The sequence below is a fragment of the Amycolatopsis sp. NBC_00438 genome (assembly GCF_036026695.1).
Classification (GTDB): Bacteria; Actinomycetota; Actinomycetes; order Mycobacteriales; family Pseudonocardiaceae; genus Amycolatopsis.
In genome coordinates this window covers 3773249-3789612 of the sequence record NZ_CP107923.1, presented here as the reverse complement: position 1 = coordinate 3789612, position 16364 = coordinate 3773249, and the positions used below count along the sequence as shown (strand labels likewise).

General features: G+C 71.3%; 11 protein-coding genes. 6 read left to right on the top strand and 5 right to left on the bottom strand.

Features of this window, described 5'->3' with window-relative positions:
* The first annotated feature begins 20 nt into the window (after window positions 1–20).
* A complete protein-coding gene (locus OG494_RS16850) occupies window positions 21–767 on the top strand; it encodes a hypothetical protein (RefSeq protein WP_328456730.1) in 747 nt (248 codons plus the stop codon).
* A gap of 420 nt (window positions 768–1187) precedes the next feature.
* Window positions 1188–1640, top strand: a complete 453-nt coding sequence (locus OG494_RS16845) for a hypothetical protein (protein WP_328456728.1) — start codon at window positions 1188–1190, stop codon at window positions 1638–1640.
* A gap of 55 nt (window positions 1641–1695) precedes the next feature.
* Here the strand turns inward: OG494_RS16845 and OG494_RS16840 are convergent, their stop codons facing one another.
* Both OG494_RS16840 and OG494_RS16835 read right to left on the bottom strand, forming a co-directional pair.
* Complete coding sequence (locus tag OG494_RS16840) at window positions 1696–3177, bottom strand: sialidase family protein (RefSeq protein ID WP_328456726.1); 1482 nt, start codon at window positions 3175–3177, stop codon at window positions 1696–1698.
* A gap of 119 nt (window positions 3178–3296) precedes the next feature.
* The gene (locus OG494_RS16835) at window positions 3297–4271 is read right to left on the bottom strand and encodes a YeiH family protein (protein ID WP_328456724.1); all 975 of its coding nucleotides are present in this window, start codon (window positions 4269–4271) and stop codon (window positions 3297–3299) included.
* A gap of 70 nt (window positions 4272–4341) precedes the next feature.
* Between OG494_RS16835 and OG494_RS16830 the strand changes: the two genes are divergently transcribed.
* Complete coding sequence (locus OG494_RS16830) at window positions 4342–5241, top strand: LysR family transcriptional regulator (RefSeq protein WP_328456722.1); 900 nt, start codon at window positions 4342–4344, stop codon at window positions 5239–5241.
* Here OG494_RS16830 and OG494_RS16825 read toward each other — a convergent pair.
* On the bottom strand, window positions 5225–6100 hold the full coding sequence (locus OG494_RS16825; protein ID WP_328456720.1) for a LysR family transcriptional regulator: 876 nt from the start codon (window positions 6098–6100) through the stop codon (window positions 5225–5227). The two genes, OG494_RS16830 and OG494_RS16825, sit on opposite strands and share 17 nt — an antisense overlap.
* Before the next feature lie 130 nt (window positions 6101–6230).
* On the opposite strand from OG494_RS16825, the gene OG494_RS16820 reads away from it, so the two are divergent.
* The 3 genes from OG494_RS16820 (at window position 6231) to OG494_RS16810 (ending at window position 9329) form a co-directional block, all read left to right on the top strand.
* The gene (locus OG494_RS16820; protein ID WP_328456718.1) at window positions 6231–7109 is read left to right on the top strand and encodes an SDR family oxidoreductase; all 879 of its coding nucleotides are present in this window, start codon (window positions 6231–6233) and stop codon (window positions 7107–7109) included.
* 81 nt (window positions 7110–7190) lie between these two features.
* Window positions 7191–8174: a PadR family transcriptional regulator gene (locus tag OG494_RS16815; RefSeq protein WP_328456716.1), complete on the top strand. Its 984-nt coding sequence runs from the start codon at window positions 7191–7193 to the stop codon at window positions 8172–8174.
* A gap of 117 nt (window positions 8175–8291) precedes the next feature.
* Window positions 8292–9329, top strand: coding sequence for a class I SAM-dependent methyltransferase (locus tag OG494_RS16810; protein ID WP_328456714.1), 1038 nt, complete (start codon window positions 8292–8294; stop codon window positions 9327–9329).
* 1 nt (window position 9330) lies between these two features.
* Here the strand turns inward: OG494_RS16810 and OG494_RS16805 are convergent, their stop codons facing one another.
* Window positions 9331–10650 carry a M14 family zinc carboxypeptidase gene (locus OG494_RS16805; RefSeq protein WP_328456712.1) on the bottom strand — a complete coding sequence of 440 codons (1320 nt, stop codon included), beginning with the start codon at window positions 10648–10650 and terminating at the stop codon, window positions 9331–9333.
* Window positions 10651–10828: 178 nt separating this feature from the next.
* Window positions 10829–16312 carry an ATP-binding protein gene (locus tag OG494_RS16800; protein WP_328456710.1) on the bottom strand — a complete coding sequence of 1828 codons (5484 nt, stop codon included), beginning with the start codon at window positions 16310–16312 and terminating at the stop codon, window positions 10829–10831.
* Window positions 16313–16364 lie beyond the last annotated feature (52 nt).

Below are 16364 nucleotides of genomic sequence, written 5' to 3'. Positions count from 1 at the left end.
TTCGGAGTCAGGTGTGCGAGATGAGTAAATACCCCTCCTTTGATGTGCTGCTGGCGCGCGTGGCAGACCAGCAGGGAATCCGTTTGCATGATTTGTCCGAAAAGGTGGCGGCATCGGGGACGGATTTCGAATCGGTTCTTCGTGGGGCTGCGCCGGGTCCGTTGTTTCTGAAGCGGCTCGCGCCTGCACTTGATCTGCATGCCGCTGATCTTTTCGCGATCGCGCAGGTGGCGTTGCCGGCTGAACTGGCTCCTTTGAATATGTCGGTCGGGCAGCTTATTCCTCGGCTGGTGGAGTGTGCGCTACTCTTGACGCCGGAGTTGAGAGAGCGGTTGCGGCACTATGTCCGGTCCCTTCCGCAGTTGGATCGCCCACAGTCACGCGAAGCACTTCGTGTCGACGAACAGTATATGCCGGGCCCTGGTGCGGTACTGATGCGCATGCTTGCCAACCGAAGCCTGGATTGGACGTCTTCGGCGAAGGTGCTTTCCCGGCTGGGAGGTGTCCATCTTGCCGCGTCATCGATCGGAGCGCTCGGGTACGGCCGCAAGGAGTTGACTCCCGATTTGTTGTCGCCTTTTGCCTCCGTTCTGGGTATTCGGACAAGTATCTTGGCCGTTGTGCTTGCTGTTGAACTGCCGGATTCGGTGGTCGAATCGGCTCCGTCGGTTGGTGTTCCTGAGCTGATTTGGGATGTTCGGCGTCTTGATGGTGATCAGGTACGGCAGGTCATCGAGGAGGCAGAATGTTTGGAATCGGAAGCTTGATCGGAAATTGCCTGGATCAGTACGCCGCCATGGCGCTCGAGAAGTCATCTGTGTGCGGTGTCAGAGTCGAATGTACGACATCTGAATCGTAAGGAGTTTGTAAGAATCGGGCAATGAAAATCACTGCAATTGATTGCGAGCGCATGGCCGCCGTGACTATTGCCGCCGGGCCCGGCGGCGGGAGCTGAGTCGTGCGGCGGTGGGCTGTCGCTCCTCGTGATTCCATTGCTGCGGCACTCGGAGGTTTTCTTTTACTGAAATAAGGAGAGTTGCGTTAGAAAATGACCTGGCGCCTGATATGTCGGACTTGGCGGATTTCGTCGAATTTTGGTGCAGGGCAACGGAAAGAGCTGGTCCCGCTTCCAGTAGCGTGTGCGATGCGTCCGGGGTCGTGGCGCGTTTCCGTTCTGGAGGAATTCCGTGGGTGCTCGTCAAGAAAGACGTCTGCTCGAGAACGCCGCTCCGTTCATGCGGGCCGGCGAGCAGGTGGAACTGGTCGCCATGGCCAAAGTCGGCTCGGTGGCGAAGTCGGTCGGGAAGGCCGTTGCCTTCGGGGTGGCCGTCGGGGTGCTCAGTGGCGGCACCATGATGGCGCTGCCGGTTCAGGCTGAGGCGTACGTCGTGCTCACGGACCAGCAGATCCTGTTCTTCCGGTCCTACAACGGGTCGCCGGGCAAGCACATCTTCGGCGCGCCGCGGCACCTGGTGGCGATCACCGAGCCGAAGTCGGGTTTTCTGTTCAAGTTCCAGTTGTACGTCCAGGGCTGGAACCAGGCCCTCGCCTTGACCGTGCCGCCGCTGCCGCCGAGCTTGCGCAAGCGTGGTGTCGCCTTGGCCGGGCTGCTGCCGCGGATCGTGCCGGTTTCAGTCTGACCGCTGACGACGCGCCGGCGCCGGTCAGGTCATGACCGGCGCCGGCTCAGGCGTGTCAGCCGCAGTGTTCGAACTCGCTGGTGTACGACACGCCGCCCGCTGTGCCGCCCCACTTGACGCACTTGTTCGCCGCCGCTGCCTTTACCGGGCCCGCGAAGTAGGAGAACGCGCCCGAGTCCGTCTGCCGCGCGGAGCCCTGGACCTCCAGGAACGCCGAGGTCGCCGTGGCCGTTCCGGCGGACGCGCTCTTCATCGTGCTGACGCAGTTCTGGCCGTTGGCCGCGTTGTACGACAGGTACACCATGCCCGCCGTGCCGAGCGGCTGTGAATCGATGACGCCGTAACCGCCGCCGCAGGCCGGGGCGCCCAGCGCGTCGTCGGTCACCGTGGCGAAGCGGATCGTGTCGTTCGCGTGCAGCTCCGGGCCCGCCTCGAACAGCACGCCGACCGACGACTGCGACAGCTGCACCATGTCGGAGTACGCCGCGTCCTGGCCCCACACGAGCAGGCTCGCGTCGGTGCCCGTCCAGTTGCCGCCCTCGTCGAAGGACGAGTGCACCCGCAGCTGCTTGCGGCGGTCGCACGTGGACGGTGCGGCGAACACGATCCGGTCGTACTTGCCGCCGGTGTCCGTGGCGCTCATCCGGGCCGTCGAGCCCTCGACTGTCGGGGCGACGAGGTCGGTGGCGAAGGTGAACTTCGTGCTGAACGTCGCGCCGCCGTCCGAGCTGATCGCATAGGCCCGGTTGTGCGTGCCGTCCAGCAGGCACTTGTCGCCGTCGTTGGCCTGGTTGCGCGCGGCGGCGTAGACCCGGCCGTCGGCCAGCTCCGTGACGCTGATCTCCTGCGGGTTCATCGTGCTCGCGGCCGGCTTGTCGGTGGCACCGAGGTGCCAGGTGGAACCGTTGTCATCGCTGTAGATCAGCGCGCCGATGGTCGAGTAGCTCATGCCGGCGACGAGGCGGCCCTTGTGCGCGCCGCGGGTCAGCACGATCCCGTGCGACGGCCCGGTAGCCAGCCAGCTCGGCGCGCTCGAGAAGCCCAGCTCCGTGGTCAGCACCTTCGGCGCGCCCCACGTCTTCCCGTTGTCCTCACTGAGGGACACGCGCGGGATCCGGCCGCAGGCGGCGTTGGTGTAACACTGCATCGTGGACAGCAGCACGACGCGGTTGCTGCCCGGGATGACGATCGGCGCCGGATTGCCCTTCGTGTCGCCGTTGGCCTTGATCACGGTCTGCAGCGCGCTCCACGTCTTGCCGCCGTCGGTCGAGCGCTTCATGACGAGGTCGATCGCGCCGAGGTCGTTGCAGACGCTGGCGCCGTCGTTGCGGCCCTCGGCGAACGCGAGCAGCGCGCCGTCGTTGGCCTTCACGACGGTGGGGATGCGGTAACAGTCGTGCCCTTCGGTGTTCTTGGTGAAGACCAGCGTGCTGGCCACGTCGGCCTGGGCGGTGCCGATGGCCGCCGGGACGGCGACGACGGCAGCGCACCCCAGCAGCCCGGCCAGCAGGCCTCTGGCGATACGGGTGAACTTCACGGTGGGACTCCCTACGGGTTCGTTCTACGTCCTACGTCTCGGCGGTAGCCTCGACCCGGCCCGTACAAGACCCGTACAACCCGGCGTATAACGACCTATACCTTGCCGGGAGAAAGACATCAGGTGAACGCGGCCAGCGTCCCGAACCCCGTCGCGAACACGAGCAGAGTGGACAGGAGACCCAGCAGCAGCGCGCGGCCGCCGCCGCGCAGGAGCGGGCCGAGCCGGACGGCGCAGCCCAGGCCGAACAGCGCGCCCGCGAGCAGGAGCGTCGACGCCGTCTTCGCGACGTCGAGCGCGAACGCCGGGACCAGCCCGGTGCTGCGGACGGCGACCATCGCGAGGAAACCGAGGACGAACAGGGGCACGAGTGGCGCGTGGCCGCCGCGGCGGGTGCGTTCGGTGGCGCCGACGATCGCGACCATCGGGGCGAGCAGCACGACCCGGCTCAGCTTGACCACGATCGCGATCGTCACCGCGCCGGCGCCCGCCGGGCCGGCCGCGGCGACGACCTGGGCGACCTCGTGCACCGAGATCCCGGCCCAGCTGCCGGTGCGGACCGCGTCCAGCCCGAGCCCGTGGGCGAGCAGCGGGAGCACGCCGAGGGCGAGGCTGCCGTAGCAGGTGACGAGCGCGACCGCCGTCGCGACGTCGGAGTCCTCGCGGTCGACGACACCCTCCATGGCGGCGATCGCCGACGCGCCGCAGATCGAGAAGCCCGTGGCGACGAGCAGGGCGAGCCCGCGTGGCACCCGTACCAGCTTGCCGAGGCCGAGGGTGCCGAGGAAGGTGACCGCGACCGTCACCACGACGGCCGCGAGGGTGCCGGGGCCGAGGCTGAGCACCGTCGGCAGGGCGAGCTGCAGCCCGAGCAGGACGACGCCCGCGCGCAGCAGGCGTTTCGTGACGCGCGCGACGGCCTTGCGGTGCTCGTCGGCCAGCAGCGGCGTGCTCCCGACGGCGATGCCGAGCACGACGGCGACGGTGAGCGCGCCGGCCACCGGCCACGCCGAGCTCAGCGCGTACGCCGCCGCGACGCCCAGCCCGGTGATCACGAGGCCGGGCAGGAGCGGTTTCGCCGTCGTCAGTGCCATGTACCCAGCGTCGCGCGGTCGTGGTCGTCGCGGTAGCCGTCCGTGACGACGTAGGTCATAGACTGGGGCTATGACCGGACCGGATCTGGACTCGCTGCGCCTGCTGGTGCTCGTCGACGACCTCGGCAGCATCGGCCAAGCGGCCGCGGCGCTGGGCATCGCCCAACCCTCGGCCAGCAAACGGTTGTCCACTTTGGAGCGTCAACTGGGACTGTCCCTCGTGGACCGCACCCGGCGTGGCTCGGCCCTGACCCCGGACGGCCGGGTCATCGCGGGCTGGGCGCACCGCGTGCTGACCGAAGTGGACGGGCTGCGGACCGGCGCGGAGGCGCTGCGCACCCAGCGTGGCGCGAAACTGCGTGTCGCGGCGAGCATGACGCTGGCCGAGCACTTCGTGCCCGCGTGGATCGGCGAGGTGAAGCGGACCGAGCCGGACACCGACGTCGGGCTCGAGGTGGTCAACTCCGAGCACGTCGCGGATCTCGTCACGCACGGGCGGGTGGACCTCGGCTTCGTCGAGTCGCCGGGGCCGTGGCCCGGGCTGACCACGCGCCGGGTCGCGACGGACCGGCTCGTGGTCGTCGTCCCGCCCGGGCACCGCTGGGCGCGACGACGTCGTCCGCTCGCCGCCGCGGAGCTCGCCGCGACGCCGCTGGTGGTGCGCGAACCCGGGTCCGGCACCCGCGAGACCGTCGAGGCGGCACTGCGGCGCGCGGGCGCCGGGCCGGTGAAACCGTTGCTGGAACTGGGATCGGCGTCGGCGGTGCGCAACGCCGTGATCTCCGGAGCGGGACCCGCGGTGATCAGCGACCTCGACGTCGTCCGCGAGGTGGCCGGGCGCCGGCTGGTGCCGGTGGCGGTCGACGGTGTCGACCTCGGGCGGGTGCTGCGCGCGGTGTGGCCGGCGGGGCGCCGGCTGGCCGGACCGGCCGCGGACCTGCTGGCGCTGGCGGTCAAGTCCGGGGCGTGAGGTGGGCTTCGAGGGTTTCGCAGGCCTCGGCGAGCAGCCGGGTGCGGTCGCCGGCGCGGGTCGCGAGCACGACGTGGCACGGCTCGACCCCCTCGATCGGCACGGTGGTGACGTCGGGGCGCAGCCGGCTGCGCCGGACGACCGCCGGGGCGATCGCCACCAGCTGCCCGGCGGCGATCAGCTCGTACTTCTCCTCGTAGCTCTCGAGGAGCGGCCCGTCGGGCGCGCGGCTGCCGTCGGGGCGCGGGTCGACGCGCCAGAACGCGTTCCAGGCCGGGTCGGCGAGCCGGGGGAGCGGTTCGCCGGCGATGTCGTCGAGGGTGACCGACGCGCGGCCGGCGAGGCGGTGGTCGGCGGCGACCACCAGCACGCGTTCCTCGTCGTAGAGCGGCGTCACGTCGAGTCCCTCGGCCGGCAGCGGCAGCCGGGTGACCGCGACGTCGATGCGGTGCGCCAGCAGCGCGGCGGCCGTTTCGTTCCAGCCCAGGTGCCGGGTCAGCACCTCGGCGTCCGGATGGCGGCGGCGCAGGTCGCGCACGGCCGGGGTGACGAAGAGGTTGGTCAGGTAGCCGACGGTGACCCGGCCGGGCGTCGCCGCGGCACGCGTGCTCGCCGCCGCCTGCGCGGCGGACTGGAGCAAGGCCTGGGCGCGGGGCAGGAAGACCTCGCCGGCTTCGGTGAGCCGGCTGCCCTGCGGCGTGCGGTCCAGCAGGCGCGCGCCGAGCTGCCCTTCGAGGCGGCGGATCTGCCGGCTCAGTGACGGCTGCGTCGTGTGCAGCGCGGCCGCGGCCCGGCCGAAGTGCCGGTGTTCGGCGACGGCGGTGAAGTACCGCACCAGCCGCAGGTCGAGGTCGGTCATGCCGCCAGTGTAGGCGGCTGAGCTGTGGTGATGCCCCAAGCGTATGGCTCGATGAAGATCAGGCGTTGGACGTTCCCGCCGGCCCGGCCGAACCATGGAAGCACAGTCAGTCCAGTACGAGGAGCTTGAAATGCGTGTGTTCGTCACCGGCGCGACGGGGTACGTCGGGAGCGCGGTCGTCCGCGATCTGCTCGACGCGGGGCACGAGGTCGCAGGCCTCGCCCGCTCGACCGAGAAGGCCGCGGCGCTCGCGGCCGCCGGGGCTTCGGTTCGCCACGGCGTCCTGGAAGACCTCGACGGTCTCCGTGAGGCGGCCGCCGCGTCGGACGCCGTCATCCACACCGCCTACGTCCACGACAACTTCGCCGACCTCACGGCCGCCGCCGCGACGGACGCGGCCGCCATCGCCGCTCTCGGCGGGGCGCTCGAAGGGGCCGGGAAGGCGCTGGTCGTCACCGCGGCGACCGGCCCGGTGGCGCCCGGCCGGCTCGCGACGGAGGACGACGTCGCCGACCCGGCGTTCCCGCGTGCGGGGTCGGAGGCCGCGGCGCTCGAGTTCGCGAAGCGCGGGGTGCGCGCGTCGGTGCTGCGGCTGCCGCAGTCGGTGCACGGCGAAGGCGACCGCCACGGGTTCGTGCCGGCGTTGATCCGGCTGGCACGGGAGAAGGGCGTCTCGGCCTACCCGGGTGACGGTTCCGGGCGGTGGGCGGCGGTGCACCGGCTCGACGCGGCGCGGGCGTACCGGCTGGCCGTCGAGGCGGCGCCGTCGGGCGTCCGGCTGCACGCCGTCGGTGACGAGGGGGTGCCGCTGCGGGTTGTCGCCGAGCTGATCGGGCGTGGGCTTGACCTGCCGGTGACGTCGGCGGCCGCGTCGCATTTCGGCTGGCTCGCGAAGTTCGCCGGGCCGGACGCGCCGGCGTCGAGCGTACTGACGCAGAAGCGGCTCGGCTGGGTCCCGGAGCACCAGGGCCTGGTCGCGGACCTGGAAGCCGGGCACTACTTCGCGTGAGCTGACCTGGTGGGTTGCCGCCGATCCAACGGCGATATATCGTGCGAATGTCGGCGATACGATGAGTCTGAGGAGGCAACCATGGTGATGAACGCCGGAGCAGGGCGGATGTTCGGCGGTTTCGGGGGCGGCGAGCCCTTCGGCAGCCACGGGCACGGACTTCCGGGGCACGGGCTGCCCGGGCACCGCGGCCACCCGGACCACGGCCGCGGCGTGCCGGGGCACGGGCACCCGGGGCACCGCGGGCACCCCGATCCCGGCAACGGGCTGCCGGGGCTGCCGGACCATGGCCTGGGGCGCGACGGGCGGGACGGTGCCGGGCTGCCGGACCATGGCCGCGGCCTGGCGCGCGACGGGTGGGACGGTGCCGGGCTGCCGGGTCACGAGGACTGGGACGGCGGCCCCGACCTGGCGCGCGGCGGGCCGCCGGGAGGGTTTCCGCCGCACCCACCCCACCCGCCGCAGCCACCGGGGGTGCCCGGCGGTTTCCCCGGGTTTCCCGGGTTCCCGGGCGGGCCGGGGTCGTTCGGCGGCCCGGGTGGCTGGGATGGCGGCGCCTTCCAGCGGGTACGGGACTTCCGCGGTGGCGGGCGGCCGGCGGCGCGGCCGGTGCGTCCGGCCGTGCTCGCGTTGCTGGCCGAGGAGCCGATGCACGGCTACCAGCTGATGCAGGAGATCCGGCGTCGCACGCACGACCGGTGGCGGCCCAGCCCCGGCTCGGTGTACCCGATCCTGCAGCAGCTGGAGGACGAGGGCCTGGTCCGCACGGCCGAATCGGGCGGCCGCCGGGTCGCCGAGCTGACCGACGCGGGCCGGGAGCACGTCGCCGGCCGTGAAGAGGAGTTCGCCGCGCTGTGGGCCGACGGCGCGCCGGAGGACGAGCCGGGCGCCGACCGTTTCGCGGCGTTGTGGAGCGCCCTGGGCGAGCTGTCCGGTGCGGCCGCCCAGGTCGGCTACAGCGGCAACGAAGCCCAGGTGGCCGAGGTGAAGAAGATCCTCGCCGACGCGCGCCGCCGGGTCTACGCGGTGCTCGCCGACGCCGGCCTGGAGGACGAGGAAGACTGAGCGGCCTCCGGAAGCCGTGAGGGGCACCTTCAGGGACGTGCAAGCCCTGAGGGTGCCCCTCACGACCGGGCGAGTGTCCACATCGGACTGTCCGCCGGGCGGGTAAGGTCGGACCGCATGGAGGAACAGGACTTCGCGGCGCACCTGACCGCGACCATGACCGGCAGCGCGCTCACCATGCTCATCGGCGTCGGGCACCGGACCGGGCTCTTCGAAGCCGCCGCTCACGGCCCCGCGACCAGCGCCGGGCTCGCCGAGCGGGCCGGGTTGCGGGAGCGGTACGTCCGGGAGTGGCTGGGCGCCATGGTCACCGGCGGGATCTTCACCTTCGACGCGGGGGAGTACACCTTCCCGCCCGGGCACGCGAAGTTCCTGCTCGGCGAGACGGCGTCCAACCTCATGCCGTCACTGCTGACGCTCACCGCGTTCACCGGGATCCTGCCCGACCTGGAACGCAGCTTCGCCGAGGGAGGCGGGGTGCCGCGCTCGGCGTACGGGCCCTACCTCGAGACGCTCGGCGCGAAGACCGGCGACAGCTGGAAGCACATCTACCGCGAGCACCTGGTCGACGGCTTCTTCGGCGCCGTCCCGGGCCTGACCGAGAAGCTGCGCAACGGCGCGCGGGTGCTCGACCTCGGCTGTGGCACCGGGAACGCGATCTCGGTCGCCGCCCGGGCTTTCCCCGCCTCGCGGTTCACCGGTCTCGACATCAACCCCGGCGTCGTCGCGCAGGCCAACGAGACCAACGCCGGCCTGCCCAACGCCGGGTTCGTGGTGGGGGACGCGGCCGAGCTGACGGCCGAACCGCCGTACGACGTGATCACCGCCTTCGACGCGATCCACGACCAGGACCGCCCGGACGTCGTGCTGCGGCGGATCCGGGACGCGCTCGCGCCGGACGGCCTGTTCTTCATGGTGGACACGTTCTTCTCCAGCGATGTGGCGAAGAACGTCGGCAACCCGCTCGCCGCGCTCTGCTACTCGATCAGCCTGATGTACTGCACCACGACGTCGCTCGCGGAGGGCGGGGCCGCGCTGGGTGCCATGTGGGGCACCGAAACCGCGCGGGACATGCTCGCGGACGCGGGGTTCCGGCACGTCGACGTGCTCGGTTCCCCGCGTCCGCAGAACTGCATCTACGTCTGCCGCGCGTGACTCACTGCTGGTACGGCGCCGCCGCGGCCTTCGCGGCGGTGATCAGCGCGCCCTTGTTCTTCGGCCAGAACGTGCTGTCGACGCAGGTGTAGCGCGGCAGGAACCCGCCGCAGGTACCGCTGGACCCGCCGACCTCGAACGTCACGCTGGCGACGCCGAGCTCGCCGTAGGTGAAGTCGTCGGTGGTGCCGCTGGTGTCGTAGCCGACGGTCTCCTCGTTGGTGCCGACGAGGTAGCCGTTCGACGCGGCGTACTTCGCGCCGAGCTTGCGGTACTGCGCGTCGTTCGGCGAGGTGGACTGCGTGAAGCCCCACGGGATGATGATGTCGTTGCCGTAGCTGTGCAACGTGATCATCGTGCCCTTGGCCGACGTCGGCGCCGGGTCGTTGTTGCCGGTGCCGCGCTGGTCCGGGTAGATCGAGCGGGCCAGGGTTTCGAGCGCCTTCACCTCGGGCTCGGAGCCGGCGCTGGTCCCCTGGTAGGTCTCGGCGCAGGGGGAGTTGGAGTCGCCGCCCCACTTGAACGTCGAGTTGCGGTTGAGGTCGATGCCGATGTTGGTGCCGGAGCAGCCGCCGCGGGTGTTGTTCGCGTTCTTGCGCTGCAGCTTCGGCGAGTTGCCGCCGGAGGCGACGATGTCGACGCCGTCCGGGTTCGAGATCGGCACCACCCACACCTCGGTGGTGTCCAAAATGGACTTCGCGGTGGCGTCGGTGGCGTAACCGTCGGCGAGGTAGTCGATCCAGCGCCAGGCCAGCTCGCCGGTCGACAGCTCGCGTGCGTGGATCTGGGCCATCAGGAAGAACTTCGGCTTCTTCGACGCCGTCGAGAGCGTGCAGTCGCCGGTCTGCTTCTTGGTCAGGCAGATCGCCTGGATGTCGTGCCCGCCCTGGCCCTGCTGCTTCTTCCACGACTGGCCGATCGTGTACTTCGTGGCCAGATCGGGGTGCGCGGCGGCGACACTCGTGAGGTGCGCTTCGTGCGCGGTGACCGTGCGGTAGCCGCCGTAGAACGTGTCCGCGGCGAGGGAATTCGCCTGCGCGGGCAGTTCCTTGTAGACGGTGTCGTAGAAGCTCGGCCGGTAGCCGAGGCCCTGCAACTGTGCGGCGACGGCTTTGCCACCGACGACGTACACCGAACCGGCGTCACCTTCTTCGACGTCGAAGCCGGCGTTCGTCAGGGCGGCGGCCTGCGCGGCGGTCGCCGGGACGCGCCAGAACACGGGCGTGTCGGCGGGTTGCGCGGTGGCGCTGCTCCCGAGCAGGGACGCGAGCAGGGTGCCGGCCGCCACCAGGGCGAGCCGGGACAGGGACCTTGACGCCATCGGGGGATCTCCTCACGGCCGCACGGATGGGCGCCCGGCCCGGCAGCCCACGGTCACCGAACCGGCACGCACAGTGTGTCGGTGCGGGACAAACCCGCCATACCCCCGAAAGTCGCGAAACCGGTCAACGGCAAGGGCGGCACTTTCACGTGAAAGTGCCGCCCTCGCCGAGCCGTCGCTACTTCTTCAGGCCGTGCTCGATCGACTCGATGATGCGCGGCCGCAGTTCCGCCGCGCTGATGATCGCGTCCACGGAGCCGACCTCGACCGCGCGCTGGATGTTGTGGACGCGGTCGAACTCCGCGGCCACCTCGCCGACCTTCTCCGCGCGGACCGAGGACTGGACCTCGGCCAGCTGGGCGTTCAACGCCGCCCGCTCGGCGCCGCTCGTCTCCGAGACGCGGGCCTGCAGCTCGGTCACCCGGGGGTCGGTCGCCGTGCGGTTGTTGACCTCGCCGGAGAAGACCACCGCCGCCGCCGGGGCGCCGCCCAGCACCGAGGCGAACGAACCTTCCAGCGCGAGGACCGTCATGTTCGGGTTGAGCGCCTTGGAGAACACCACGAACGCGCCGCCGTGGTAGCGGGAGATCACGCAGAACACGATCGGGCCGTCGAAGTTGACGATCGCCCGGCCGATCTCCGCGCCGTACTCCAGCTGCAGCTTGCGCAGCGACTCCGGCGAGCCGTCGAAGCCCGACAGGTTCGCCAGCACCACGAGCGGCCGGTTGCCCGACGCCGAGTTGATCGCCCGCGCGGTCTTCTTCGACGACCGCGGGAACAGCGTGCCGGCGGTGTAGGCGTCCGGGCCGTCGGTGGGCGGGAAGCCGCGGCGCGGCACCGAACGCGACTCGATGCCGACCAGGCAGACCGGCCAGCCGCCGATGTGCACGTCCTGCACCGCCGAGGTGTCGGCGTCGGCCATGCCCGCCCAGCGCTCCAGCACCGGGTGGTCCTGGTCCGACAGCGCGCGCATCACCGTGCGGATGTCGAACGCCTTCTTGCGGTCCGGGTTGTGCTCGGCCGAGAAGATCTCCCCGACCGTCTTGAAGTCGCTGCCGACGATCGCGTGCGGGAACGGCGAGACGTCGCGGTCCACCGGGTCGTTCGAGGTGGCCCGGCGCGGACCGGTCTCACCCGGCACGACGTAGGTGTGGTCGTAGTGCGACATCAGCACGTCGCGGGCGGCCGGCAGGTTCGGCGCCCAGTACTGCGCCTGGCCGTTCGGGCCCATCACGCGGTCGTAACCGCCGATGCCGAAGTTGTCCTCGGCCGACACGCCGCCGGAGAAGTCCAGCGCCTGCTTGCCGGTCAGCACCATCGCCGAGTCCGGCGTCATGATCAGGACGCCCTTGGTGTGCATGAGCATCGTCGCTTCGGCGTTCCAGTACGGCTGCGCGCCGACGTTGATGCCGACGACCACGACGTTGATCTCGCCGCCGTCCTGGGTGAACGTCACGATCCGCTTCAGCGCCGCGGCTACCCAGTCCATGTTCTCGGTGCCCGAGGTCATCGAGATCCGGGCGCCCGCGGACACCGCGAACCACTCCAGCGGCACCTGCATCCGCTCGGCCAGGTCCAGCGCCGCGATGACGCGCGAGCACTCCGGCTCCGACAGCGCGCCGAGCGCCTTCGTCGGGTCGCCGAGCAGCACGACGCGGGTGACGCCTTCGGGGTGGCGCTCGGTCGGCGTCGTGACGACGCCCGCGATGATCGCCGCGGAGTTCTTGCCCTTCGGGCGGTCGACCGGAACCAGCGCGCCGGAGCCGTCGAAGTCGTGCTCGACGAAGCTGCCGTCCGGGCCGGCGAGCAGGCCGGTCAGCTCGTACGGGTAGACGTTGCCGCGCCGCGCCGCGCGCAGCACCTTCTGGCGGTAGTCGTCGAGCGGCTGCAGCGGCTCGTCGGTCGGCGCGCCGACGTGCAGGCGCGCGCCGTTGCCCGGGTCGAGGGTGATCCGGACGGCGATCTCGGTCAGCTCGCCGGCGTGGGTGCGCTGGCGGGCCAGGAACTGGACCTCTTCCAGCCCGGCGCCCGCCGTGGTCGGCAGGATGCGCTGGACCAGCGTATTCAGCTCTTCGGGGGTGATCTCGGTCGACGGCCAGACGTACATCATGATCCGGTTGGTGTCGAACCGCTTGTTCTGCGGCCGCTGCGCCTGGATGTTGCGGATCGCGTCGAGGCACGCGGTGATCGCGTCCTCCACCGCGGGCAGCGAGACCAGCCGGCCGTCGGCTTCGCGCAGCGGCGTCAGGTCGCGGACCTGGCCCATCGCGATGAGCCGCTCGTCGGCCGGGTTGCTCTGGGCGGTGGCCTTGAACAGGTAGATCTCCTCGTCCGACGACGGCAGCCGGGTGAGGTCGAACTCGCGCAGCCGCTGCAGCTGCAGGCGCTGGGCGATCATCGGGTGCAGGCCGCGGATCAGCCGGTCCTCGGCGAATCCCGTGCCGTCGGGGCGGAACGTGAAGTGGTGGTGCATCACCGCGCCGCTGGTGCCGGCCACCGTGGTGGTGATCCGGCGGACGCCGGCGGGCGGTGCCAGCCCGGCGAGCACTTCGCCGAGCCGCACGGCCATCGCGTCGGCGTCGGGCTGGTCCTCCCACGTGACGTAGAGGTCTGCGACCAGGCCGTGGTCCGGGACGTCGATGGCGAACGTGCCGACGGCGCCGATCGCGTCCGGCAGCGCCGCGATGTCGACGGCCGTGGTGACCACGCGCGTGACGCCGTTGCGGCCGCTGTGCTCGGCGGTGACGAACCGGCAGCCCGCGACGTCGTGCGCGGTGACGTCCGAGAGCCCGCGGTTGCCGTAGTAGCGGCGGGTCAGGACTTCCAGCAGCGGCGCGTGATCGCGGCCGGGCCGCCCGATCCGCTGGCCGATGAGCCGCACCAGGGGTTCGGCGCAGGCCACCATCGTCTGGATCCGCTCGGCGCGGTCCGGGGCGTCGGGGTGCTGGTCGAGGTGGCGCAGCTGATCGCGCACCGAGGCGTAGGTGCGGGCGCGGCCGCGGCGCAGCAGCGGCTGGGCGAACCAGCGGAAGACCACGCCGCGGGCCAGGTCGGACACCACGGGGAAGCGCACCTGCGTCGCCTCGATGAGGTGCTCGAGGGTTAGCCCGGCGCGTTCGCTGTCGGACTCCAGCGGCGGCGCGCCCGCGAGCCACTGCCGCAGCAGCTCGGAGACGACGGCGACGTCGGACGACATCCGTTGCTGCGCCAGGAAGATCCGGAAGACCGCGCCTTCCAGCTCCGGCGTGCGGTCGAGGTCGGTGACGCCGTAGTGGCCGAGCACCTTCGTCAGCTTGGCCTGGAAACCGGGCGAGACCGCCGCCCGTTCGACGTCGAGGCTCTGCAGGTAGCTGTGGAAGAACTCGCGCGGGCTGTGCACCGGGCTGTCCGGCTCGGTGTCCAGCTCGCCGCCCGGCTTGTTGCGGCTCAGCTCGGACAGGTCGGCGAACACGGTCAGCAGTTCCAGCTCGCCCTCGACCGGGCGGCCGCTCAGCTCGGCGCGCGCGGCCAGGTAGGCCGACAGCACCCGCTTGCGCTCGGCCGGGTCGACGTCGAAGCCGAGCAGCAGGCTGCGCAGGTCCTGCAGGCCCCGCTCGACACGAGCCTCGGCGGAGACACCCGACGGCTCGGCGGGCAGCTCGATCTCGACCGTTTCGGTCTCGGTGGCGGCCTCTTCCTCGGCGCCTTCGGCGAGCGGCTCCAGCCGCATCAGGGGCGCGCCGGTCTCGACCTGGCTGCCGACCGACACCGGGCACTCGCGGACACGGGCGCGGAACGGCGCGCGCAGCACCGTCTCCATCTTCATGCTTTCCAGCACCAGGATCGGCGCGTTCGCCTCGACCTCGTCACCGACCGACAACGGGGTCGCGACGACCAGCGCGGGCGCGGGGGAGCGGACGACGCCGCCCTCGTCGCGGCTGATCCGGTGGGTGACGCCGTCGACCTCGACGAGGTGCGTCGGGCCGTGCGTGGCGGCGGTGACCCGGAAACGCTGCCCGTTGACGACGATCTGGCCGCTGTGCGCGTCGAACCGCTCGATCTCGACGTCGGCGGGGTGGACGTCCGAGCCGCCGGCCGAGATCCCGACGCGGAAGCGCTGCCGGCCGACCCGGGCCACGCTGACGCGGTAGCCGACGCCGCGGAGCTTGAGGTCCAGCGGGCGGCCGGACTCGTGCTGCACCTGCGGGCGGCCGCCGTGCGCGGTGTTCAGCAGCTGCTGGACGGTGACTTCTTCCTCGTCCTGGTAGGCCTCGATGGCGGCCGCGGCCAGCGCGATCGCGGAGTGCCGGTGGGTGACCAGGCGGCCTTCGGCGCGGACGCGGTCGATCCAGCCGGTGTCGGCGCTGGCGTCGATCACCTCGGGCTGGTCGAGCAGGTCGAGCACGAAGCTCTTGTTGGTCGCGCCGCCCTCGATGATGACGGTGGTCTCGGCCATCGCGCGGCGCAGCCGGCCGAGCGCCTCGTCGCGGTTGCGGCCGTAGGCGATGATCTTCGCGATCATCGAGTCGAAGTCCGCCGGGATGGTGTCGCCCTCGCTGACGCCGGTGTCGACGCGGATGCCGGGGCCGGCGGGCAGGGCCAGCCGCGCGATGCGGCCGGGGGAGGGCGCGAAGTCGCGGTCGGGATCCTCGGCGTTGAGCCGCGCCTCGACGGCGTGGCCGCTCTCGGCCGGCTGGGGGCCGTCGAGCTTGCCGCCCTCGGCGACGTGCAGCTGCAGCTTGACCAGGTCGGTGCCGGTGGTGATCTCGGTGATCGGGTGCTCGACCTGCAGCCGGGTGTTGACCTCGAGGAAGGCGAAGAGCTTCTCGCCCGGGTGGTAGAGGAACTCGACGGTGCAGGCGCCGCGGTAGCCGACGGCGACGGCGAGCCGCTCGGCCGACGCCTTCAGCTCGGCGGTCTGCTCGGGGCCCAGCACCGGGGAGGCGGACTCTTCGATGATCTTCTGGTTGCGGCGCTGCACCGAGCAGTCGCGGACGCCGAGCGCCCACGCCGTCTCGCCGTCGGAGATCACCTGGACCTCGACGTGGCGGGCGCCGGTGACCAGGCGCTCCAGGAACACGACGCCGGAACCGAACGCGCGCAGCGCTTCCTGGCTGGTGCGCTCGTAGGCGTCGGCGAGGTCCGCGCCGGAGGCGACCATCCGGATGCCGCGCCCGCCGCCGCCCGCGGTGGCCTTGAGCATCAGCGGGTAGCCGATCTCGTCGCCGGCGCGCAGCGCGTCTTCGAGGGTGGCGACCTCGCCGCGGCTCCACGGCGCGACCGGGACGCCGACCTCTTCGGCGATCAGCTTCGCGCCGATCTTGTCGCCGAGCTTGCGCATCGCGTCCGCGCTCGGCCCGACGAAGGTGACGCCGACCTTCTCGCAGAGCTCCGCGAAGGCGGGGTCTTCGGCGACGAAGCCCCAGCCGACCCACGCGGCGTCGGCCTTCGTGTCGACCAGTGCCTTCTCCAGCACCCCGAGGTCGAGGTACGGCCGGGCCGAGGCCGGGCCGAGGTTGTAGGCGATGTCGGCTTCGCGCACGAACGTCGCGGTCCGGTCCGCGTCGGTGTAGAGGGCGACCGTCTCGATCCGCTCCCCGGTTTCCGCGGAGAGATCCCGGACGGCGTGGATCAGCCGCATCGCGGCCTCTCCACGGTTGACGATGGCGACACGACTGAACACCGGCTGAGCCTCCCAATTACCCACGCGCAGAAGGCGACGTCCGGGTCCCGGA

Excerpts from the sequence above, each read along its gene's own strand:
- OG494_RS16830 (WP_328456722.1), top strand. The coding sequence starts at position 4,342 with ATGACCGGACCGGATCTGGACTCGCTGCGCCTGCTGGTGCTCGTCGAC.
- OG494_RS16835 (WP_328456724.1), bottom strand. The coding sequence starts at position 4,271 with ATGGCACTGACGACGGCGAAACCGCTCCTGCCCGGCCTCGTGATCACC.
- OG494_RS16820 (WP_328456718.1), top strand. The coding sequence starts at position 6,231 with ATGCGTGTGTTCGTCACCGGCGCGACGGGGTACGTCGGGAGCGCGGTC.
- OG494_RS16825 (WP_328456720.1), bottom strand. The coding sequence starts at position 6,100 with ATGACCGACCTCGACCTGCGGCTGGTGCGGTACTTCACCGCCGTCGCC.
- OG494_RS16815 (WP_328456716.1), top strand. The coding sequence starts at position 7,191 with ATGGTGATGAACGCCGGAGCAGGGCGGATGTTCGGCGGTTTCGGGGGC.
- OG494_RS16805 (WP_328456712.1), bottom strand. The coding sequence starts at position 10,650 with ATGGCGTCAAGGTCCCTGTCCCGGCTCGCCCTGGTGGCGGCCGGCACC.
- OG494_RS16810 (WP_328456714.1), top strand. The coding sequence starts at position 8,292 with ATGGAGGAACAGGACTTCGCGGCGCACCTGACCGCGACCATGACCGGC.
- OG494_RS16850 (WP_328456730.1), top strand. The coding sequence starts at position 21 with ATGAGTAAATACCCCTCCTTTGATGTGCTGCTGGCGCGCGTGGCAGAC.